This window comes from Streptomyces sp. TOM-9, assembly GCF_056858595.1.
On the sequence record NZ_JBXEQB010000001.1, the window covers coordinates 6469388 to 6491884 of the forward strand.

15 protein-coding genes are annotated in these 22497 nt (G+C 71.9%); 11 read left to right on the top strand and 4 right to left on the bottom strand.

The genetic code is table 11. The features are described from left to right. Nucleotides 1-179 precede the first annotated feature (179 nt). The 5 genes from AC1VWI_RS30210 (at nt 180) to serA (ending at nt 8582) form a co-directional block, all read left to right on the top strand. A complete protein-coding gene (locus AC1VWI_RS30210) occupies nt 180-3014 on the top strand; it encodes a putative bifunctional diguanylate cyclase/phosphodiesterase (RefSeq protein ID WP_499514156.1) in 2835 nt (944 codons plus the stop codon). A gap of 212 nt (nt 3015-3226) precedes the next feature. After that, complete coding sequence (locus AC1VWI_RS30215; RefSeq protein WP_499514157.1) at nt 3227-5104, top strand: acetolactate synthase large subunit; 1878 nt, start codon at nt 3227-3229, stop codon at nt 5102-5104. A gap of 32 nt (nt 5105-5136) precedes the next feature. Further along, nucleotides 5137-5664 carry an acetolactate synthase small subunit gene (gene ilvN, locus AC1VWI_RS30220; RefSeq protein WP_018563397.1) on the top strand — a complete coding sequence of 176 codons (528 nt, stop codon included), beginning with the start codon at nt 5137-5139 and terminating at the stop codon, nt 5662-5664. Between the two features lie 76 nt (nt 5665-5740). Continuing rightward, entirely contained in the window at nt 5741-6739 is a 999-nt protein-coding gene (gene ilvC / locus AC1VWI_RS30225; protein ID WP_499514158.1) for a ketol-acid reductoisomerase, read from the top strand. A gap of 253 nt (nt 6740-6992) precedes the next feature. Further along, entirely contained in the window at nt 6993-8582 is a 1590-nt protein-coding gene (serA, locus tag AC1VWI_RS30230; RefSeq protein WP_499514159.1) for a phosphoglycerate dehydrogenase, read from the top strand. Here serA and AC1VWI_RS30235 read toward each other — a convergent pair. After that, nucleotides 8566-9873, bottom strand: coding sequence for a glycosyltransferase 87 family protein (locus AC1VWI_RS30235; RefSeq protein ID WP_499514160.1), 1308 nt, complete (start codon nt 9871-9873; stop codon nt 8566-8568). The genes serA and AC1VWI_RS30235 overlap by 17 nt on opposite strands. A 138-nt stretch (nt 9874-10011) precedes the next feature. Continuing rightward, entirely contained in the window at nt 10012-11199 is a 1188-nt protein-coding gene (locus AC1VWI_RS30240; RefSeq protein WP_499514161.1) for a PucR family transcriptional regulator, read from the bottom strand. Between the two features lie 142 nt (nt 11200-11341). Between AC1VWI_RS30240 and AC1VWI_RS30245 the strand changes: the two genes are divergently transcribed. Further along, a complete protein-coding gene (locus AC1VWI_RS30245; protein ID WP_499514162.1) occupies nt 11342-12271 on the top strand; it encodes a proline dehydrogenase family protein in 930 nt (309 codons plus the stop codon). A gap of 37 nt (nt 12272-12308) precedes the next feature. After that, nucleotides 12309-13949 carry an L-glutamate gamma-semialdehyde dehydrogenase gene (gene pruA, locus AC1VWI_RS30250; protein ID WP_499514163.1) on the top strand — a complete coding sequence of 547 codons (1641 nt, stop codon included), beginning with the start codon at nt 12309-12311 and terminating at the stop codon, nt 13947-13949. Between the two features lie 416 nt (nt 13950-14365). Here the strand turns inward: pruA and AC1VWI_RS30255 are convergent, their stop codons facing one another. Continuing rightward, the gene (locus tag AC1VWI_RS30255) at nt 14366-15976 is read right to left on the bottom strand and encodes a purple acid phosphatase family protein (protein WP_499514164.1); all 1611 of its coding nucleotides are present in this window, start codon (nt 15974-15976) and stop codon (nt 14366-14368) included. Nucleotides 15977-16106: 130 nt separating this feature from the next. On the opposite strand from AC1VWI_RS30255, the gene AC1VWI_RS30260 reads away from it, so the two are divergent. Together AC1VWI_RS30260 and AC1VWI_RS30265 are read left to right on the top strand one after the other, a co-directional pair. Continuing rightward, nucleotides 16107-17144 (top strand): 3-isopropylmalate dehydrogenase, encoded by a 1038-nt coding sequence (locus AC1VWI_RS30260; protein WP_499514165.1) that lies wholly within the window; start codon nt 16107-16109, stop codon nt 17142-17144. A gap of 208 nt (nt 17145-17352) precedes the next feature. Then, nucleotides 17353-18441, top strand: coding sequence for a branched-chain amino acid aminotransferase (locus tag AC1VWI_RS30265; RefSeq protein WP_499514166.1), 1089 nt, complete (start codon nt 17353-17355; stop codon nt 18439-18441). A gap of 100 nt (nt 18442-18541) precedes the next feature. On the opposite strand, the gene AC1VWI_RS30270 is transcribed toward AC1VWI_RS30265, so the two are convergent. Then, the gene (locus AC1VWI_RS30270) at nt 18542-19969 is read right to left on the bottom strand and encodes a cytosine permease (RefSeq protein WP_499514167.1); all 1428 of its coding nucleotides are present in this window, start codon (nt 19967-19969) and stop codon (nt 18542-18544) included. 155 nt (nt 19970-20124) lie between these two features. Here AC1VWI_RS30270 and ureA point away from each other — a divergent pair, with 155 nt between their 5' ends. Both ureA and AC1VWI_RS30280 read left to right on the top strand, forming a co-directional pair. Further along, complete coding sequence (ureA, locus tag AC1VWI_RS30275; RefSeq protein WP_499514168.1) at nt 20125-20808, top strand: urease subunit gamma; 684 nt, start codon at nt 20125-20127, stop codon at nt 20806-20808. After that, nucleotides 20805-22493, top strand: a complete 1689-nt coding sequence (locus AC1VWI_RS30280) for an urease subunit alpha (protein ID WP_499514169.1) — start codon at nt 20805-20807, stop codon at nt 22491-22493. Before ureA ends, AC1VWI_RS30280 begins: the two co-directional genes overlap by 4 nt. Nucleotides 22494-22497: the final 4 nt, after the last annotated feature.

Below are 22497 nucleotides of genomic sequence, written 5' to 3' on the forward strand. Positions count from 1 at the left end.
GTGTATCGTCCCGCACTGGGGGAACACGACCGGCGTGGCTCGGCGAGCTGCGAACGGGCGTGGGACGACTCAGGACTTGATGGGGGGCGACGGGCGATGTACGGCCAATGGAGAGAGCATCCGACGCTGGACCACAGCACACCGTGCCGGGGACGCTCACGGCGTCACGGGACGACACCGTGAGCGCGCCCGGTGCGGTCCTCTCGCAGGCGTCCGCGCCGGGCAACCGGACCGGCCTGCTGCCCCAGATGCTGCTGGCCGTGCTCTGCGGCGGCTACGCCATCGGATCGGCCTTCGGCTGGGGATCCACCGGGCTGGCCCTGGTCATGGGCGACTTCGGCCTCTCTGTGGCCGCGCTGGCCGCGGCCGTCTCCTGCCTGGTCTACGTCCACAGGGCCCCCGCCGACCGGTACCGTCCCGCGTGGGCGTTGTTCGCCGTCTCCTCCGCCATGGTGGCGCTCGGCAACGGCATCTGGGGCTGGTACGAGGTCGTGCTGCGCGACGACGTGCCGCGCACCTCGGTCGCCGACTTCTGCTTCCTGCTCTTCGCCCCTCCCGCGATCATCGGGCTGCTGGTGCTCGCCAAGCGGCCGGTCACCCGGGCCGGCTGGGTCTGCCTCGGACTGGACGCCTGGCTGATCGGCGGCTCCCTGCTGACCCTCTCGTGGACCCTCGCCCTGGCCCAGACGGCCCTGTGGGAGGGCCGCAGCACCGCGCGCATCGCCCTGTCCCTGGCGTACCCGCTGCTGGACATCATGCTCGTCAGCATGGTGCTGGCGCTGCACTTCCGGCGCTCCTCGGCCAACCGGGCGGCGGTGAACACCGCCATCGCCTCCCTCGCCCTGACCGTGCTGTGCGACGCGCTGTTCACCTCGCCCCTGCTGCGCGAGCACTACAGCTCCGGCCAGATCCTGGACGCCGGATGGTTCGCCGGCAGTATGCTGCTCGCCTACGCCCCCTGGGTCGGCGAGCGGGTGGCCGCGGAGCGGGCGACCGCCGAACGGCAAGAGGAGCAGGGCCGCCGGGTGAGCGGCTCGCTGGCGGCGCTGACCCCGTACCTGGCCGCCGCGGTCTGCGTGCTCGGCATCCTCTACAACGTCATCGACGGCCGCAAGAGCGACCGGGTGGTGCTCCTGACCGGCTGCACCGTGGTGCTCGCCCTGGTCGTGCGCCAAGGGATCATGCTGCTGGACAACATGGCCCTCACCCAGGAGCTGGCCCAGAAGGAGAACCACTTCCGGTCGCTCGTGCAGGGCTCCAGCGACGTCATCATGATCGCCTCGCCGACCGGCGTGCTGCGCTACGTGAGCCCCGCCGCCAAAGGCGTGTACGGCTGCGATCCCGAGGAGTGGGTCGGCACCGAGTTCGCCACCCACATCCATCCCGAGGACCTGGGCCGGGTGGTGCACGAGGTGCGCCGCTTCCTGGCCGCCCACGCCGCCGAGGAGCCCGCCACCCGCATCGAGTGCCGCATACGGCACGGTGACGGCAGCTGGCTCAACGTCGAGTCGATCGTCAACCGCCACCAGGGCGGCCTGATCTTCAACAGCCGGGATGTCACCGAGCGCGTCCGGCTCCAGGCCCAGCTGCAGCACAACGCCTCGCACGACCCGCTCACCGACCTGCCCAACCGGGCCCTGTTCACCGAACGGATCCGCCAGGCCATCGGCGGCCGCCGGGCCGGCGACGGCGACACCGGCACCACGGCGGTGCTCTTCATCGACCTCGATGGCTTCAAGGCGGTCAACGACACCGTCGGCCACCAGGCCGGCGACGAACTCCTCGTCCAGGCGGCGCGGCGCCTGCGGGACTCGGTGCGCGCCGGCGACACCGCCGCACGCCTGGGCGGCGACGAGTTCGCCGCCCTCATCTGCGGCACCAGCGCCGACCGCCATCTGCGCGAGTACCAGGTCCACGAGGTCGCCGACCGGCTCCGCGCCGCCCTCTCCGAGCCGTACCGGGTGGACGGCACCGAGGTCCGGGTGGCCGCCAGCATCGGCGTGGCCTTCGCCGACCCCGGGGTCAGCGCCGGCGAGCTGCTGCGCAACGCCGACCTGGCGATGTACCGGGCCAAGCAGGCCGGCAAGGGCCGGGTCGAGATGTACGCGCCCGCCATGCAGGCCGAGGTGGTGCGCCGGGCCGAGCTGGCGGGACGGCTGCGCACGGCCCTGCGGGACGGCGAGTTCGCCCTGCTCCACCAGCCCGTGGTCGACCTCGGCACCGGCGAGGTGACCGCGGTCGAGGCGCAGGCCCGCTGGCGCTCCGCGCAGGGCATCCTCTTCACCCCCGCGGAGTTCCTGCGGGTCGCGGAGGACACCGACCGCACCGCGCAGCTGGCCCGCTGGTTGCTGGAGGAGGCGGTCGGCCAGGCCGCGCTGCGCCGCGCCGCGGGCTGCCCGGTCCCCGTCGCCGTACGGCTGTCCACCCGGCGCCTGATGCACCGCGAGCTGCCCACCAAGGACGTCGAGGCCCTGCTCGAACGGCACGGGCTGCCACCGGACTGCCTCGTCCTGCAGATCGCCGACCAGGACCCGCGGATCTCCCTGGACGAGCTGGAGCGGCGGCTGACCGCGCTGAGCCGGCTCGGGGTGCGCATCTCCCTGGAGGGATTCGGCAGCGGCTACGCGCCCATGAACGCGCTGCGGCGGCTCCCCGTCGACGTGCTCAAGCTGGACCGGGGGCTCACCGAGGGCGTCGTGGAGTCACCACGGCTGCGGAAGATCACCGCGGGGCTGCTGCGCATCGCCGAGGACCTCGGGATCCGCTCGGTGGCCGAGGGCGTGGACCGACCCGAGCAGGTGCTGGTCCTGCGTGAGATGAGCTGCACCCACGGTCAGGGCATGGCATTCTCGGGGCCGCTGGACGAGCACCGGCTGCGCTCCTCGCTGACCCGCGGGGGCTACCCGGTGCCCGGTGGGCCGGTCCCGCTCGGCAGCAGCCGGATCTCCGCGCGCGGCACGCGCAAGGCGGACGAGCTACGCTCAAATAATGAGACGCCCGTCCCACCCGCTTGACACTCCCCGCTCGCGAGGAGGAAGGTCAGTCCCATGCGCACCCGAATTCTCGTACTTGGAAAGCGCGTCGGCTGACCCGGGGCCCCTGACCGCCTCGTGGAACGCACCGACGCGCTCCCCTCGCTTGCCTGCCGGCACGAGGGGTTTTTTGTTGCCTGGGATCCAGACATACCGCCCTCTCCACCCTCAAACTCCTGAGAGATGAGAACCAGATGACCGAGCAGGCCACCGGGGCCCACCACCCGCAGCCGCGGGCCCGCGGCGCCGCGCCGCAGCCCACTCCCGCCGAGCGCGTCACGGGCGCCCAGTCCCTCATTCGTTCTCTTGAGGCGGTCGGTGCCGACACGGTGTTCGGCATCCCGGGTGGTGCGATCCTTCCCGCGTACGACCCGCTCATGGACTCCTCGAAGGTGCGCCACGTCCTGGTCCGGCACGAGCAGGGGGCGGGCCACGCCGCCACCGGCTACGCGCAGGCCACCGGCAAGGTCGGCGTCTGCATGGCGACCTCGGGCCCGGGCGCGACCAACCTGGTCACCCCGATCGCCGACGCCCACATGGACTCGGTCCCCATCGTGGCGATCACCGGCCAGGTGGCCTCCAAGGCGATCGGCACCGACGCCTTCCAGGAGGCGGACATCTGCGGCATCACGATGCCGATCACCAAGCACAACTTCCTCGTCACCGACGCGGACGACATCCCGCGCACCATCGCCGAGGCCTTCCACATCGCCTCCACCGGCCGCCCCGGCCCGGTCCTGGTCGACATCGCCAAGGACGCCCTGCAGTCGCAGACCACGTTCTCCTGGCCGCCCACCGCCGACCTGCCCGGCTACCGCCCGGTCACCAAGCCGCACGCCAAGCAGATCCGCGAGGCCTCCCGGCTGATCAACGAGGCCAAGCGCCCCGTGCTGTACGTCGGCGGCGGCGTCCTCAAGGCCCGCGCCACGGGCGAGCTGCGCATCCTGGCCGAGCTGACCGGCGCCCCGGTCACCACCACCCTCATGGCGCTGGGCGCGTTCCCCGACAGCCACGCCCAGCACGTCGGCATGCCCGGCATGCACGGCTCGGTCTCCGCCGTCGCGGCCCTGCAGAAGGCCGACCTGATCGTCGCCCTCGGCGCCCGCTTCGACGACCGCGTCACCGGCAAGCTCGACTCCTTCGCCCCGTACGCCAAGATCGTGCACGCCGACATCGACCCGGCCGAGATCTCCAAGAACCGCGTCGCCGACGTGCCGATCGTGGGTGACGCCCGTGAGGTCATCGCCGACCTGATCGTCGCCGTCCAGGCCGACCACGAGGCGGGCCGCCGCGGCGACTACGCCGACTGGTGGAAGCTGCTGAGCGGGCTGCGCGACACCTACCCGCTCGGTTACGACCTGCCCGCCGACGGCAGCCTGTCCCCGCAGCAGGTCATCCAGCGGATCGGCGAGCTGGCCCCCGAGGGCACCCTCTTCGCGGCCGGCGTCGGCCAGCACCAGATGTGGGCCTCGCAGTTCATCTCCTTCGAGCGGCCCAACACCTGGTTCAACTCCGGCGGCGCCGGGACGATGGGCTACGCCGTCCCCGCGGCCATGGGCGCCAAGGCCGGCCGGCCCGGCGCGACGGTGTGGGCGGTCGACGGCGACGGCTGCTTCCAGATGACCAACCAGGAGCTGGTCACCTGCGCGCTGAACAACATCCCGATCAAGGTCGCCATCATCAACAACGGCGCCCTGGGCATGGTCCGGCAGTGGCAGTCGCTCTTCTACAACGAGCGTTACTCCAACACCGTCCTGCACGCCGGTGAGACCAACGCGGGCCGCGGCTCCCACCAGGGCGTCAGCCAGACCCCGGCGGCCGGCACCCGCGTCCCGGACTTCGTCAAGCTGTCGGAGGCCATGGGCTGCGTCGGCCTGCGCTGCGAGTCCCCCGACGAGCTGGACGAGGTCATCGAGAAGGCCAACGCCATCAACGACCGCCCGGTCGTCGTGGACTTCATCGTCCACGAGGACGCCATGGTGTGGCCGATGGTCGCCGCCGGCACCTCCAACGACGAGATCATGGCCGCCCGTGACGTCCGCCCCGACTTCGGCGACGCCGCGGACGACTGAGGACCGAGAGAGAAGCAGAGGAACGACGCGACATGTCCAAGCACACGCTCTCCGTCCTGGTGGAGAACAAGCCCGGCGTCCTGGCCAGGATCACCGCCCTGTTCTCCCGGCGCGGCTTCAACATCGACTCCCTCGCCGTCGGCACCACCGAGCACGCCGACATCTCCCGCATCACCATCGTGGTGAACGTGATCGAGGACCTCCCGCTGGAGCAGGTCACCAAGCAGCTGAACAAGCTGGTCAACGTCCTGAAGATCGTCGAGCTGGAGCCCTCCGCCGCCGTCCAGCGCGAACTCGTCCTGGTGAAGGTGCGCGCCGACAACGAGTCCCGCTCCCAGATCGTCGAGATCGTCCAGCTGTTCCGCGCCAAGACCGTGGACGTCTCGCCCGAGGCGGTCACCATCGAGGCCACCGGCGGCGCCGACAAGCTCGAGGCCATGCTGAAGATGCTGGAGCCCTTCGGCATCAAGGAGCTCGTCCAGTCCGGCACGATCGCGATCGGCCGCGGCGCCCGCTCGATCACCGACCGCTCCCTGCGCGCCCTCGACCGGACCGCATAGCGAGACCGTAAAACTTGATTCCGCCCGCGGACGTAGTGTGTGGGCAACCCCCCAGATCACCAAGGAGAGACCCGAAGTGGCCGAGCTGTTCTACGACGACGATGCCGACCTGTCCATCATCCAGGGCCGCAAGGTCGCGGTCATCGGCTACGGGAGCCAGGGGCACGCGCACGCGCTGTCGCTGCGCGACTCGGGTGTGGACGTGCGGGTCGGCCTGCACGAGGGTTCCAAGTCCAAGGCGAAGGCCGAGGAGCAGGGCCTGCGCGTGGTGACGCCCGCGGAGGCCGCGGCCGAGGCGGACGTCATCATGATCCTGGTTCCGGACCCGATCCAGGCGCGGGTGTACGAGGAGTCCGTCAAGGACAACCTGAAGGACGGCGACGCGCTGTTCTTCGGTCACGGCCTGAACATCCGTTACGGCTTCATCAAGCCCCCGGCCGGTGTCGACGTGTGCATGGTGGCGCCCAAGGGCCCGGGTCACCTGGTGCGCCGTCAGTACGAGGAGGGCCGCGGCGTGCCGTGCATCGCGGCCGTGGAGCAGGACGCGACCGGCAACGGCTTCGCGCTGGCGCTGTCCTACGCCAAGGCGATCGGCGGCACCCGCGCGGGTGTCATCAAGACGACGTTCACCGAGGAGACCGAGACCGACCTGTTCGGTGAGCAGGCGGTGCTGTGCGGTGGTACGGCGGCGCTGGTCAAGGCCGGTTTCGAGACGCTGACCGAGGCCGGTTACCAGCCGGAGATCGCGTACTTCGAGTGCCTGCACGAGCTGAAGCTCATCGTGGACCTGATGTACGAGGGCGGCCTGGAGAAGATGCGCTGGTCGATCTCGGAGACCGCCGAGTGGGGCGACTACGTCACCGGGCCGCGCATCATCACCGACGCCACCAAGGCCGAGATGAAGAAGATCCTCGGCGAGATCCAGGACGGCTCCTTCGCCAACAACTGGATCGCCGAGTACAACGCCGGCCTGCCCCGGTACAACGAGTACAAGAAGGCCGACGAGAACCACCTGCTGGAGACCACCGGCAAGAAGCTCCGCAAGCTCATGAGCTGGGTGGACGAGGAGGCGTAAGTCCTCCGCACCGCGGTCGGAACGGTCCCGGGGGCGCCGCGCCCCCGGGACCGGCGGCTTTGGCCACCCCGTACACCCTCGTGCGGGTGATCCTTCCACGTTGGCGCAGGATGCCGGGCCCGCCGCCGATACACTCCATTAACAAGCGCGTCAGGCTCACAGCGTCGTGCGTCTTCCACGCGGCATGCCATCCCTCTCCACCGCCTTCGGCCGTCGGGACGCGGCCGTAGACCAGGGACTAGTGAGGACTCACGTGAGCAACCCCGTCGTACTCATCGCTGAAGAGCTGTCGCCCGCCACCGTTGACGCCCTCGGGCCGGACTTCGAGATCCGGCACTGCAACGGCGCCGACCGGGGAGAACTCCTGAGCGCGATCGCCGACGCCGACGCCATCCTGATCCGCAGCGCCACCAAGGTGGACGCCGAGGCCATCGCCGCAGCCTCCAAGCTCAAGGTCGTGGCCCGCGCGGGCGTCGGCCTGGACAACGTGGACGTCTCCGCGGCCACCAAGGCCGGCGTGATGGTCGTCAACGCCCCGACCTCCAACATCGTCACCGCCGCCGAACTGGCCTGCGGCCTGCTGATCGCCGTGGCCCGCAACATCGCCCCGGCGAACGCGGCCCTGAAGCAGGGCGAGTGGAAGCGCAACAAGTACACCGGCGTCGAGCTCGCCGAGAAGACCCTCGGCGTGGTCGGCCTCGGCCGCATCGGCGCCCTGGTGGCCCAGCGCATGTCCGCCTTCGGGATGAAGATCGTCGCGTACGACCCCTACATCCAGCCCGCGCGCGCCGCCCAGATGGGCGTGAAGATCCTCAGCCTCGACGAGCTGCTGCAGGTCTCCGACTTCATCACCGTGCACCTGCCCAAGACCCCGGAGACCGTGGGCCTGATCGGCGAGGAGGCGCTGCGCAAGGTCAAGCCGCACGTGCGCATCGTCAACGCCGCCCGCGGCGGCATCGTGGACGAGGAGGCGCTGTCCGCCGCGCTCAAGGAGGGCCGGGTCGGCGGCGCCGGCCTGGACGTGTACGCCAAGGAGCCGTGCACGGACTCGCCGCTCTTCCAGTTCGACAACGTCGTGGCCACCCCGCACCTGGGCGCCTCCACCGACGAGGCCCAGGAGAAGGCCGGCATCTCCGTCGCCCGCTCCGTGCGCCTGGCGCTCGCCGGTGAGCTGGTGCCGGACGCGGTCAACGTCCAGGGCGGTGTCATCGCCGAGGACGTCCGCCCGGGCCTGCCGCTCGCCGAGAAGCTCGGCCGGATCTTCACCGCCCTCGCGGGCGAGGTCGCGGTCCGCCTCGACGTCGAGGTGCGCGGCGAGATCACCCAGCACGACGTGAAGGTGCTGGAGCTCTCCGCCCTCAAGGGCGTCTTCGAGGACGTGGTCGACGAGACCGTCAGCTACGTCAACGCCCCGCTCTTCGCGCAGGAGCGCGGGGTCGAGGTCCGCCTCACCACCAGCAGCGAGTCGCCCGACCACCGCAACCTGGTCACCGTGCGGGGCACCCTCTCCGACGGCACCGAGGTGGCCGTCTCCGGCACGCTGGCGGGCCCCAAGCACATCCAGAAGATCGTCGCCGTCGGCGACGACGACGTGGACCTGGTCTTCGCCGACCACATGGGCTTCCTGCGCTACACCGACCGTCCCGGCGTCGTCGGCACCATCGGCCGCATCCTGGGCGACGCCGGCGTCAACATCGCGGGCATGCAGGTCGCCCGTGACCAGGCCGGCGGCGAGGCGCTGGTCGCGCTGACCGTCGACACCGCCATCCCGGCGCCGGTGCTGGCCGAGATCGCCGAGGAGATCGGCGCGAGCTCGGCCCGCGCGGTCAATCTCGAGGACTGACGGCCGGTTCGCTCCGCTGGGGGCGGCCGACCCGGGCGATCCGGGACGGCCGCCCCTTTGCCGTCAGCGCCGCCATCGCGGGGGAGCCGGGCCGGAAGCGCAGCGCCACCGCCGCCAGGAAGACCAGACCCAGCACGGGGTACGGGGAGGCGAAGGGCTGCAGCCACCACGCCAGGTGCAGATCGAGGTCACCGGCCTTCGGCACGATCCACAGCGTGCGCGCCAGGAAGGCCACCGCGGCCACCCGCAGCGCCCAGCGCGGCGCTTCGGCGGCGAGCAGGATCAGCATCGGCACGCACCACACCCAGTGGTGCGACCAGCTGATCGGGGTGATGAGCAGCGCCGTCACCGCGCAGCACACCACGCCCCAGGCTTCCCGGCCCAGCCGGCCCATCCGCACCGAGACCGCGAGCCCCGCGCAGGCCACCACGAGCGCGGCGACCGCCCACACGGCGCCCGGGTGGGCGGTGTGCAGCATCCGGGCGACGAGGCCCTGCAGGGACTGGTTGTCGACGATCCAGACCTTGCCGATCCGGCTGGTGTCGAACAGGCAGCGGGTCCAGTAGTCGACGCTCGCTCCGGGCAGCGCGAGCGCACCCAGCAGCGTGGTGCCGGCGAAGGCGGCGGCGGCGACCGCGGCCTCCCTGCGCCGGCCGGTCAGCAGCAGGTAGACGGCGAAGATCGCCGGGGTGAGCTTGATGCCGGCCGCCACACCGATCGCGATGCCCTTGCCGCGTGCGCCGTCCGGCCTGCTCAGGTCCCACAGCACCAGTACCGCGAGCAGCAGGTTGATCTGGCCGTACAGCATTGTCTGGAAGACCGGCTCGAGCCACAGCCCGAGGGCCATCGCCAGGAGCACCACCACCCAGCGCGAGCCGCGGGCGCGCGGCCACCCCGTCGCCCGGCAGGACAGGTGCGCGAGCAGCCCGAGCAGCAGCAGGTTGCCGCCCATGAAGGCCAGCTTCAGCAGCGGTACGGGCAGCCACGTCGTCGGTACGAACAGCAGCGCGGCGAAGGGCGGATAGGTCGCGGGCAGCTTCCACTCGGTGACGGTGAAGCCGTACAGGTCGGTGCCGTCGACGGCGGCCGCGCCCTCGGCACGGTAGACCTGCATGTCGGCCATGGGCACGGGCATCGACAGGCACAGCGCGGTGAATGCGGCCAGCGACACGACCAGCAGAAGCCCGGCCAGGAGCAGTCTGCGGTCGGGGCGCGGTCTGCCGGGGACGGCCGGCGGCGTCCTCCACAGCGCTGGGCGTTCGCGTCCGTGGGCCTCCGTGGAATGAGTCACCGGCTCCCGATCCCCTTGTTTCGCTCCGCGGTGTCCGCGCGGGACGCGCGGGTCACCCGCGTCCTGCGCGTGTTGATCAAGCCCCCCAACGGCCTCGCGCCACGTTACTTGTGCCCCCTCGGGTCGGCAACAGTCCGATCAGTCCCCGAGCCCGGCCGTCTTGAGGGCTATGTGGAGCAGCAGCCGGTCCTCCCCGTCGTCGAGGTCGAGGCCGGTCAGCCGCTCGACGCGGGACAGCCGGTAGTAGAGCGTCTGGCGGTGTATCCGCAGTTCCGCGGCGGCGCGCCCGGCCTGCCCCGCACGGTCGAGGTACACCTCGGCGGTACGTGCGAGGTCGGCGTGCGAGGGCTCCAGCAGCGGGCGCACCGCCGGGTCCACCGCTCCGGTGGGCAGTGCGGCCAGCATCCGGTAGGGGCCGATCGCGTCCCACTCCGCCGTGCGCCCGAGCCGGGGCTGGGCGCGGGCGGCGCGGGCCGCGGAGACGGCCTCGTGCCATGCCTCGGGCAGCTCGGCCAGTCCCTGGCGCGGGGCGCTGATCCCGGCCCGCGCGCCCGGCTCCGCCGCCTGGCCGTTGCCCTCCATCAGCCGCGCGGCCGCCGTGAGCGCGGGCCCCGACATCGTCGACGTGCGCAGCCGCACCAGGGCGGCGAGCGCCGCGACCGAGGGCTCCCGGTGCGTCGCGCCCGTGGTCTCCCGCGGCGGCACCACGCACAGCGCGGCGGCGCCCGGCACACCGCGCGGTCCCGGGGCGTCGCCGTCCTCACCGCCCGGCCAGGGCAGGACGCACACCACCGCGTGGGCCGCGTCCGCGTCCGGGCCGAGCGCGGCCCGCAACGCCTCACGGGCGGCCGTGCGGCCGGGCCCGGGGGCGGAGCCGAGGAGATCGCCCAGCGCCCGGCCGGCGTCGGCGCCCGCGCGGGACTCGGCGGCCAGCAGCGCGCCGATGCGGGCGGCGACCGCCATGGCGGCGGCCAGTTGGGCGTCGGTGTGCCCGCTGGTGTCCAGCAGCCACACGTAGCCGTGGACGACGCCGCCGTGCCGCACCGGCAGGCACAGCCGGGGCCGGAACACCCCGGCGTCGGGGGCGGCGGGGATGCGGACCGGGGCCGTGGCGCGGGCGATGCCGAAACGCTCGAACCAGGAGCGGACCTCGGCGGTGGAGCGGCGGGTGAGGATCGACCGGGTCCGCACCGGGTCCATGGCACTGTCGTCGTCGCTGTCGTGCGCGCCGAAGGCGATCAGCCGGAAGTCGCGGTCCTCCAGGGTCGCGGGGGCGCCGAGCAGCGCCGAGACCTCGTCGACCAACTCCTGGTAGTCACCGCGCACGCCGCCATTCTCCCTCATACATCTGTATGAGGGATGCCGATCGGATGCGTGACAGCTGTCGATGGTGGGCGGGGTAGGTGGATCCTAGATTTCACGGCGACGCTGCCTGCCCCCTGGGCAGCCCTTCCTCCAGGAGGAGACCGTGCTGGGTCCCGTGCTGCTCGCCGCCTCGCGCAGCGACCGTATGCGCCGCGTCGTCGCGGGCGCGCCGATCACCCGCCCCGTGGTGAACCGCTTCATCGCGGGTGACGAGCTGGCGCCCGCGATGGAGACCGTGCGGTCGCTGACCGCCTCCGGCCTGGAGGTCACGCTCGACCACCTGGGTGAGGACGTCACCGACAAGGCGACCGCGCTCGCGACCCGCGACGCCTACCTGCGGCTGCTGGAGGCCCTGAAGGCCGAGGGCCTGGGCACCCGCGCCGAGGTCTCCGTCAAGCTGTCGGCCTTCGGGCAGGCCCTGCCGGCCGGCGGCCACGACATCGCGCTGGAGAACGTCCGCCCCGTCGCCGACCTGGCGAGCGAGATCGGCACCACCGTCACGCTCGACATGGAGGACCACACGACGGTCGACTCCACCCTCGCGATCCTCGCCGACCTGCGCCTGCGCCACCCCGGCACCGGCGCCGTCCTGCAGTCGTACCTCTTCCGCACCGAGCAGGACGCCCGCGACCTCGCCGTCGCCGGCTCCCGCGTGCGCCTGGTCAAGGGCGCCTACAAGGAGCCCGCCACCGTCGCCCACCAGGACAAGGCCGAGGTCGACCGCGCCTACGTGCGCTGCCTGAAGATCCTGATGGCGGGCGAGGGCTACCCGATGATCGGCTCCCACGACCCGCGGCTGATCTCCATCGCCCAGGAGCTCGCCCACCGGCACGGCCGCAAGCAGGGCTCGTACGAGTTCCAGATGCTGTACGGCATCCGCACCGCCGAGCAGCGGCGCCTGGCCGAAGAGGGCGAGCGCATGCGCATCTACGTCCCGTACGGCGCAGACTGGTACGGGTACTTCATGCGGCGCCTCGCGGAGCGGCCGGCGAACCTGGCCTTCTTCCTGCGGTCCTTCCTCCCCACCCGCTGAGCCCACGACCCCACAAGGACACAAGGAGATGTCTTCCATGGACGCTGTGACCCAGGTCCCCGCCCCGGTGAACGAGCCGGTGCACTCCTACGCCCCGGGGAGCCCGGAGCGGGCCCGGCTGGAGGCGAAGCTGAAGGAGCTGGCCGGGAACCCGGTGGAGCTGCCGATGACCATCGGCGGCGTGCGGCGGATGGGCGGCGGCGAGCGCTTCGACGTCGTGCAGCCGCATAACCACGGCGCCCGCCTCGGCACCTACGCCAACGCCACGCAGGACGACGCCCGCGAGGCGATCGACGCCGCGCTGACCGCCGCCCCGGCCTGGCGCGCCATGTCCTTCGACGACCGCGCCGCCATCATCCTGCGCGCCGCCGACCTGCTGGCCGGCCCCTGGCGCGAGACGATCGCCGCCTCCACGATGCTCGGCCAGTCCAAGACCGCCCAGCAGGCCGAGATCGACAGCCCCTGCGAGCTGGTCGACTTCTGGCGCTTCAACGTGCACTTCGCCCGCCAGATCCTGGCCGAGCAGCCGATCGCCAACTCCCCGGGTGTGTGGAACCGCCTCGACCACCGCCCGCTCGAGGGCTTCGTCTACGCGATCACGCCCTTCAACTTCACCGCGATCGCCGGCAACCTGCCGACCGCCCCGGCCCTCATGGGCAACGTCGTGGTGTGGAAGCCCTCCCCGACGCAGACGCACGCCGCCGTGCTGCTGATGGAGCTGCTGGAGGAGGCCGGGCTGCCCAAGGGCGTCATCAACCTGGTCACCGGCGACGGCATCGCCGTCTCCGAGGTCGCCCTGGAGCACCCGGACCTGGCCGGCATCCACTTCACCGGTTCCACCCGGACCTTCCAGCACCTGTGGCGGACGGTCGGCAACAACATCGACAAGTACCGTTCCTACCCGCGGATCGTCGGCGAGACCGGCGGCAAGGACTTCGTCGTCGCCCACCCCTCGGCCGACCCGGCGGTGCTGAAGACCGCGCTGACCCGCGGCTCCTTCGAGTACCAGGGCCAGAAGTGCTCCGCCACCTCCCGCGCCTACATCCCGCGCTCCCTGTGGGAGAACGGCTTCAAGGAGGAGTTCGCGGCCGAGGTCGACGGCCTCACCATGGGTGACGTCACCGACCTGTCGAACTTCATCGGCGCCGTGATCGACGAGCGCGCCTTCGCCAAGAACAAGGCCGCCATCGACCGCGCCAAGGCCGACCCGACCGTCGAGGTCGTCGCCGGCGGCACCTACGACGACAGCGTCGGCTACTTCGTCCGGCCGACCGTCCTGGCCTCCTCCGACCCGGAGAACGAGATCTTCCGCGAGGAGTACTTCGGCCCGGTGCTCGGCGTCCATGTGTACGACGACGCCGACGAGGACGCCTTCGAGGCGATGCTGACCCAGATGGAATCGGTCGCCGCGTACGCGCTGACCGGCTCGGTCGTCGCCCGTGACCGCGCCGCGGTCGCCCACGTCATGGAGCGGCTGCGCTTCGCCGCGGGCAACTTCTACATCAACGACAAGTCCACCGGCGCCGTGGTCGGCCAGCAGCCGTTCGGCGGCGGCCGCGCCTCCGGCACCAACGACAAGGCGGGTGCCGCGCAGAACCTGATGCGCTGGACGTCGACCCGGTCGATCAAGGAGGCCCTGGTGCCCCCGACCGACTACCGCTACCCGCACATGGGCTGACCTCCGAGTCACCCGGACGAGCCCGCAAGGGGCAGGGCCCGGTACCCCCGATTCCGTGGGGTGCCGGGCCTTCGCCGTCTCAGATAGTAGGAAGTCCGAGTAATTGTGGAGACAGATCGGCGGAGCTGTCCTAGCTTTGTAGGAGCCGAACGTCTCGCTCCACCAGCGACCGGCGGACAGCCGCGCACCTGTGGCAGGTCACCCCCTGCAGCGCCGCTCCCCGCCCCGTTCTATGGCGACACAACCCTCTCTTCTTCTCCGGGAGCTGTTCACCATGGACGAGACCGCCCGCAAGAACGCCGCCGAAGCCCTCCAGCGCGCCCTGGACCGCCGTGACAACGGCGGATCGACGGGACACGAGCCGCGTTGACCGGCCACTCCGTTCCCCATCCCCTCCGCCGTCTGCGACGCCTGGCCTACCTGGCCGTCCGCGCGATGGTGAAGTGATCGATCCGTCTGCCGTTCTCGGCGAGCGCCGAGACGACCAGCCGCGCCGTCCCACCGGGCGGCGCGGGCTGTGACTCCACGGTCAGGAACGAGTGGCCGGTGTAGCGGACGCGTGACCACTCCACCGTCTCCGTGACCTTGTGGGCACCTTTCACCCAGTGGTACGTCTCCACGCCGTCCAGGTCCTTGACGTGCCCTTCGTGGCTGTCGGGCACCGGGAAGGCGTACAGGCTCTTCCCGGCGCCGCCCGCCGTGACGTAGACGATGCCGTCCCGCTCGGGGTGCGTGGTCGCCCCGATGGGGACGTCCTTGCCCACGGCGTCGCGGCGCACCGCGTCGGTGCGCTCGTAGACGTGGTTGTGCCCGTTGACCACCAGGTCGACCCGGTGCTTGTCGAAGAGCGGCACCCAGGCCTCGCGCACCCCGCCCTCGGAGGCGTGCGCGCTGGTGGTCGAGTAGGCGCAGTGGTGGAAGAAGACGACGACGAAGTCGACGCCGCGCCGGGCCCGCAGTTCGCCCAGCCGCCGGTCCAGCCAGGCGGTCTGCCGGCCGCCGCTGATCCCGTGGTTGGCCGGGATCTCGTACGACACGTCGTTGGCGTCCAGCGCCACGACGGCCACGTTGCCGTAGCCGAAGGAGTAGACGCCGGGGAGCCGCGCCGGGTCAGGGCCGTTGCCCGGCAGCGACCAGCGGGCTTCCTGGCCGCCGTAGCCGTTGGGGGAGTACCAGGCCTCCATGTCGTGGTTGCCGAGCGCGACCATCCACGGGACGCGTGAGGCGACGCTCTCGGTCTGGGCGAGGAACTGGTCCCACACCCGCGCGTCGTAGGTGTCGCCCTCCGTGCCCCGGCCCGAGTCGTCGGCGTAGCAGATGTCGCCCGCGTGCAGGTGGAACGCGGGGTTCTGAGCCAGGATCAGACTGTCGTTGGCCAGGGCGTGGTAGCTGACACCCTGGTCGCCGAAGGCCGTGAACACGAACGACCTGCGCTGCCCGGGGTCCGGGGCGGTGGCGAAGGAGCCGATCGTGGCGTAGGCGGGCGCCGACGCGGGGTCGAAGCCCTGGTGTCCCACGCCGTAGTAGTACGTGGTGCCGGGGCGCAGCCCGTCGAGCGCCGCGTGCAGGTAGTACTGCTCCACCGCGGGCAGTTCCTTGCCGAGCGCCGCCGTGTGCAGCGGGCGCACCTCGGCCTCGATCCGCTGCCCGAGGTCCCAGGGCCGCAGTCCCACCCGGACGAACGGCCCCCGCACCGGCAGCGGCACCTGCCAGGAGACGCGCATCTGGGTCCCGGGATCGGCGCCGAAGGCCAGGTGCCGGCCGAACGGGGCCACCAGCGCACCGTCCACGTGGACCGCGGCCGGCGGGGCGGGCGCCGTGGGGAAGCGCGCCGGTGCGGCGGCCGGCTCCTTCCCGACGTACGCGGACGCGCCCAGCACACCGGCCCCGGCGACGATCCCGGCGGCCGCGACACCGCCCCGGATCACCCGTCTGCGGGAGTGCCGCTCCCGCAGCCAGGCGTGCTGCTCCGCCATGCTCAGACGGCCGGCGAGGTCCTCGTCGATGCCCATGCGTGGAGTGTCCATGGACAGGGAATTCCCTTCCGCCGCCAACTCAGCACGGTCATACGGGTGAACAGCACCTGGCGCGTACAGGAGGCGTCCGCCATGCGGACATCATGTGTCATTCCATGGACGGCAGAGTAGGGTTCTCGCCATGTCTCGCAGCATCAGTCTCGCAGTGATCCCCGGCGACGGAATCGGCCAGGAGGTGGTGGCCGAGGGCCTGAAGGTCCTGTCCGCCGTCCTTCCGCAGGACGTGAAGCTGGAGACCAAGGAGTACAGCCTCGGCGCCAAGCGCTGGCACGAGACCGGCGAGACCCTGCCGGACGCGGAGCTGGAACAGCTCAAGGCCCACGACGCGATCCTGCTCGGCGCCGTCGGCGACCCGTCGGTGCCCTCGGGCGTCCTGGAGCGCGGGCTGCTGCTGAAGCTCCGCTTCGCCTTCGACCACCACGTCAACCTGCGGCCCTCCCGGCTCTTCCCGGGTGTGAAGGGTCCGCTGGCCGGCGAGCCGAGCATCGACTTCGTCGTCGTCCGCGAGGGCACCGAGGGCCCGTACGTCGGCAACGGCGGCTCCCTGCGCACCGGTACGCCGCAGGAGGTGGCCACCGAGGTCAGCCTCAACACGGCGTTCGGCATCGAGCGCGTGGTGCGCGACGCCTACGCCCGCGCCCAGGCGCGCCCCCGCAGGAAGCTGACGCTGGTCCACAAGAACAACGTCCTCGTGCACGCCGGCCACCTGTGGAAGAACATCTTCGACAAGGTCGGCGAGGAGTACCCCGAGGTCACCACCGACTACCTGCACGTGGACGCGGCGACGATCTTCTTCGTCACCCAGCCCGAGCGCTTCGACGTGATCGTCACCGACAACCTCTTCGGTGACATCCTCACCGACCTGGCCGCCGCCGTGACCGGTGGCATCGGCCTCGCCGCCAGCGGCAACATCAACCCGGGCGGCGCGTTCCCGTCGATGTTCGAGCCGGTGCACGGCTCCGCCCCGGACATCGCCGGCCAGGGCAAGGCCGACCCGACCGCCACCGTGCTCTCGGTCGGCATGCTGCTGCGGCACCTCGGTTACACCGCCGAGGCAGAGCGGATCGAGGCCGCCGTCGCCGCGGACCTCGCCGAGCGCTCCGGGACGCGCAGCACCAGCGAGATCGGCGACGCGCTCGCCGCGCGAGTAGCCGGCTGACCGCCGGGTTAGCCTCCACCAGTCGGCCCGGCCGGTCAGTGACCGCTCCACGACTGACCCTGACCTCTCGGGCCGCGCATGTATGTCCCCGGCCCCGCCGCTGCGATAATCAGCGGTGGGGCCGCTGTGCGAGGGGGAACTCGGACGTCCTAGCACCTCGGGACGGCGGGTGCGGTCCGCCCTGACCCTGACGCGAAGGACACGACAGATGACGACGCCCACGATCGAGCTCAAGCCCTCCTCGCGCCCGCTGCCCGACGCGCAGCGCGAGGCGATCCTCGCCAGCCCCGGCTTCGGCCGCCACTTCACCGACCACATGGTGACGATCCGGTGGACCGAGGGCCGTGGCTGGCACGACGCGGAGCTCGTCCCGTACGCGCCGCTCTCCATCGACCCCGCGAACATGACGCTGCACTACGCGCAGACGATCTTCGAGGGCCTCAAGGCTTACCGTCAGCCCGACGGGTCCGTCGCCACCTTCCGTCCCGAGGCCAACGCCGAGCGCTTCCAGGCCTCCGCCCGTCGCCTGGCCATGCCCGAGCTGCCCGTCGAGACCTTCCTCGCCGCCGTCGACGCGCTCGTCACCCAGGACGAGGCGTGGGTGCCCAGCCACGGTGAGCAGTCGCTGTACCTGCGTCCCTTCATGTTCGCCACCGAGGTCGGCCTCGGCGTCAAGCCGGCCAACGAGTACCTGTTCATGGTCATCGCCTCCCCGGCCGGGGCCTACTTCCCCGGTGGCGTCAAGCCTGTCTCCGTCTGGCTCTCCGAGGAGTACGTCCGTGCCGCGCCCGGCGGCACCGGCGCCGCGAAGGCCGGCGGCAACTACGCCGCGTCGCTGGTCGCCCAGGCCCAGGCCATCGAGCACGGCTGCGACCAGGTCGTGTGGCTCGACGCGATCGAGCGCCGCTGGATCGAGGAGATGGGCGGCATGAACCTGTACTTCGTGTACGGGGACACGATCGTCACCCCCGAGCTCACCGGCTCCCTCCTCCCCGGCATCACCCGCGCCTCGCTGCTGCGCATCGCCGCCGACCTCGGCTACGAGGTCCGCGAGGGCCGCATCTGCGTGGACGACTGGAAGAACGGCAACGCGGACGGATCGCTGACCGAGGTCTTCGCCTGCGGCACCGCGGCCGTCATCACACCGGTCGGTTCCGTGAAGTCCACCCGCGCGGACTGGACCGTCGGCGACGGCAAGCCGGGCGAGGTGACCATGAAACTGCGCAAGGCGCTGCTCGACATCCAGACCGGCCAGTCCCCCGACACCCACGGCTGGATGCACCCTCTGGGCGGCTGACCGCCCACCGCCCCCGTACGGCGCCGCGCCGGGCAGAACCCGGGCGGCGCCGCACAGCTGTCCGTGCGACGGCGGGGCCGGGCGGGGGAGCGGCCCCGCCTCACACGGTGACCGCGACCCGTTCCGGGGTCGGCGCCGGCGGCACGGGGTGCGGGCGGCCCGCGTTGAGCACGAGGTACACCGCGGCCGTGACGGCCCCCGACATCAGGAAGCTGAGGTCGATCCCGCCGGTCACGGACAGCAGGGGCCCGCTGTAGGCCGGGGTGTCGACGGCGAGCAGCCCGATGCCGGACCCCGCCGCCCAGGCGAGCGTTGCCTGCACGTTCCAGCCGCCGCGGTACCAGTACAGGCCGCCGCGGCTGCGCCGGTTGTAGACCTGGAGGGCGTCGGCGTCGTAGCGGCCCCGGCTCCGGGCGAATCCGATGAGGGTGACGACCGCCCACGGGGTGCCCACGGCGGTGAGCAGCAGGACGAACGAGGTCATCGCGTCCTGAGCGGCCCAGGCGAAGTGCCCGAGGTAGACCAGCGCGGTGGAGACCGCGGCCACCACGTAGGTCGCCTGCGTGCGCGTCGCCCGCGGCAGGATCGCGTCCAGGTCCAGGCCCATGCTGTAGAGCATCAGCCCCGCGTTGCCCACCGAGCCCGCCGACGCGTTGGCCAGCAGCAGCACCAGGTACCAGGCGGGCGCCGCCGCGACCAGCGGCCCCGCGTAGTCCTCGCCGGCCCCCACCGCGAGCGCGGTGAAGGTGCCGAAGAGCTGGGGCACGAGCAGTCCGGCGACGAGCCCGGCGCAGGTGGCACGGAAGACCCGCGGCTGGGAGAAGCGGCGCGGCGATATGTAGCGCGTGTAGTCGCCCAGCAGCGTGATGAACGCGATCGGCCCGCTCAGGCCCGCCGAGACCGTGGCGAGCAGCCAGGTCGGCCAGAAGCCGCCGAGCAGGTACTGCGTGCCGGCGGGCGCGGCCGTCGTGAAGTCCCCCGCGTACGCGAGGACCCCGATGACCAGCAGCACGGTCAGCCCTATGGACAGGGCGCGGCTGAGCCGCAGCAGCATCCGGTAGCCGAAGACGGCGGACGTGGCGGTGCAGGCCGCGAGCAGGGCGTAGACCACGGCGTAGCTCCAGCCGCCGGCCGGCAGCCCGACGAGCCGGCCGAGGCAGCCGACGACGGCGTCGCCGCCGACCCACAGGGTCAGCGCGGTGTAGCCGAGCGACAGCAGCAGGCCGATGACCGAGCCGAGCAGCCGGCCGCGCACGCCGAAGTGGGCGCCGCTGCTCGTGGAGAGGTTGGTGGCGGTGCGCAGCGAGACCAGCGCGAGCGGGGCGACCAGCACCGTGCCGACCACGGTGCCCAGGACCAGGGACGTGACGGAGGCCCACCAGCCGAGGCCGAACGAGACCGGGAGCCAGCCGAAGACGATCACGCCCAGCGCGAGGTTGGAGCCCAGCAGGATGCTGACCAGGTCGCGGGGGCGACTGGTCCGTTCCTCGTCGGGGACGGTGTCCACTCCGCGTTGTTCGATCTGCATGGCGGGCTCCCTTGCCGTGCCGGGAAAGTTTGAACGCCACTCAATTTCCTCCGACCCTGCGCCGAGGTCAATACTTCCCCTGGGTGGCTTTCAGGTTTAGAGTGGTGCTCTAATCGGTGATCGATGTGGGAGGTCGATGTGGGAGGTGCGGAGGCGTGAGGCTCACCCCGACCGAGCGCGACCGGCTGCTGCTGTTCGGTGCCGCGGAGCTGGCCCGGGCCCGCCGGGCGCGCGGGCTGCGGCTCAACGTGCCCGAGGCCACCGCCCTGATCGCCGACACGGTCTGCGAGGCCGCGCGGGACGGCGCGCGCCTCGCGGAGGCCGTCGAGGCCGGCCGTGCCGTGCTCGGCCCCGGCGACGTGCTGCCCGGCGTGGCGGACGTGGTCACCGAGGTCCACGTGGAGGCCGTCTTCGACGACGGCTCGCGGCTGGCCGTGGTCACGGACCCGATCGGCGGGGGCTCGCTGGGGGCGGACGCCCCCGGCGCCGTGCTGCCCGGCCCGGCCCACCCCGAGCGGCCCCCGGAGGTGGTGGTGGCCGTGCGCAACACCGCTTCCGTACCGGTCAGCGTGACCTCGCACTTCCACTTCTTCGAGGCCAACCCCCGGCTGGACTTCGACCGTTCGGCGGCGTACGGCATGCGGCTGCACGTGCCGGCCGGTTCCTCCGTGCGCTTCGGGCCGGGGGAGGCGCGGGAGGTCGGCCTGGTCCCGGTCGGCGGCGACCGCGTGGTGATCGGCTTCGCCGGGCTCGTCGACGGTCCGCTCGACGCGCCCGGCGCGAAGGCGGAGGCGTTGCGGCGGGCCGCCGCCTGCGGATACCTGGGAGCGCAGTCATGAGCATCGACCCGTACGAGTACGCCGCCGTGCACGGACCGCGTGCCGGGGACCGGGTCAGGCTGGGCGACTCGGGCCTGGTGGTCCGCGTCGAGTCGGACTCCCAGCGGCCCGGGGACGAGTTCCTCGCCGGGTTCGGCAAGACCGCCCGCGACGGGCTGGCACTCAAGGCCGCCGCCGTCCGCGAGACCTGCGACGTGGTAATCAGCAACGTGCTGGTCATCGACGCGGCCGTCGGCATCCGCAAGGCGTCCATCGGCATCCGCGAGGGCCGCATCCACGCCATCGGCCGGGCCGGCAACCCCGACACCCTCGACGGGGTGGACGTCGTGGTCGGCACGGGCACCTCCATCGTGTCCGGCGAGGGGCTGATCGCCACCGCCGGAGCCGTGGACACCCATGTCCACCTGCTGTCCCCGCGCATCATGGAGGCCTCGCTCGCCTCCGGGGTCACCACGATCATCGGCCAGGAGTTCGGGCCCGTGTGGGGCGTCGGCGTCAACTCGCCCTGGGCGCTGCGGCACGCCTTCAACTCCTTCGACGCCTGGCCCGTCAACATCGGCTTCCTCGGCCGCGGTTCGTCCTCCGACCCGGCGCCGCTGGTCGAAGCGCTCGCCGAGGGCGGGGCGTCCGGCTTCAAGGTCCACGAGGACATGGGCGCCCACACCCGCGCCCTGGACACCGCGCTGCGCGTGGCCGAGGAGCACGACGTCCAGGTCGCCCTGCACAGCGACGGCCTGAACGAGTGCCTGTCCGTGGAGGACACCCTGCGCGTGCTGGAGGGCCGTACGATCCACGCCTTCCACATCGAGGGCTGCGGCGGCGGGCACGTCCCCAACGTGCTGAAGATGGCGGGCGTGCCCAACGTCATCGGCTCCTCCACCAACCCCACCTTGCCCTTCGGCCGCGACGCGGTCGGCGAGCACTACGGGATGATCGTCTCCGTCCACGACCTCAAGCCCGACCTGCCGGGCGACGCCGCGATGGCGCGCGACCGCATCCGCGCCGGCACGATGGGCGCCGAGGACGTGCTGCACGACCTGGGGGCGATCGGCATCACCTCCTCCGACGCCCAGGGCATGGGCCGCGCCGGTGAGACCGTACGCCGCACCTTCGCCATGGCCGGGAAGATGAAGTCCGAACGCGGCCCCCTGGAGGGGGACGGCCCGGACGACGACAACGCCCGCGTGCTGCGCTACGTCGCCAAACTCACCATCAACCCGGCGATCGCCCACGGCCTCGCCCACGAGATCGGCTCGATCGAGGTCGGCAAGCTCGCCGACATCGTGCTGTGGCGGCCGCAGTACTTCGGCGCCAAGCCGCAGATGGTGCTCAAGTCCGGCTTCCCCGCGTACGGGGTCACCGGCGACCCGGGCGCCGCCACCGACACCTGCGAACCGCTGGTCCTCGGCCCGCTGTTCGGGGCCCACGGCGCGACCGCCGCCGACCTGTCCGTGGCGTTCGTGGCCCGCGCCGCCCTGGAGCTGGAGCACGACCGGATGCCCACCCGGCGCCGCCGCGTCGCCGTGCGCGGCACCCGCGGCATCGGCCCGGCCGACCTCGTCCTCAACTCCCGCACCGGGCAGGTCGACGTGGACGGCGGGACGGGACTGGTGACGCTCGACGGCGACCCGCTGCGTTCCGAGCCCGCGGAACAGGTGTCGCTCAGCCGTCTCTACTTCTTGTGACAAG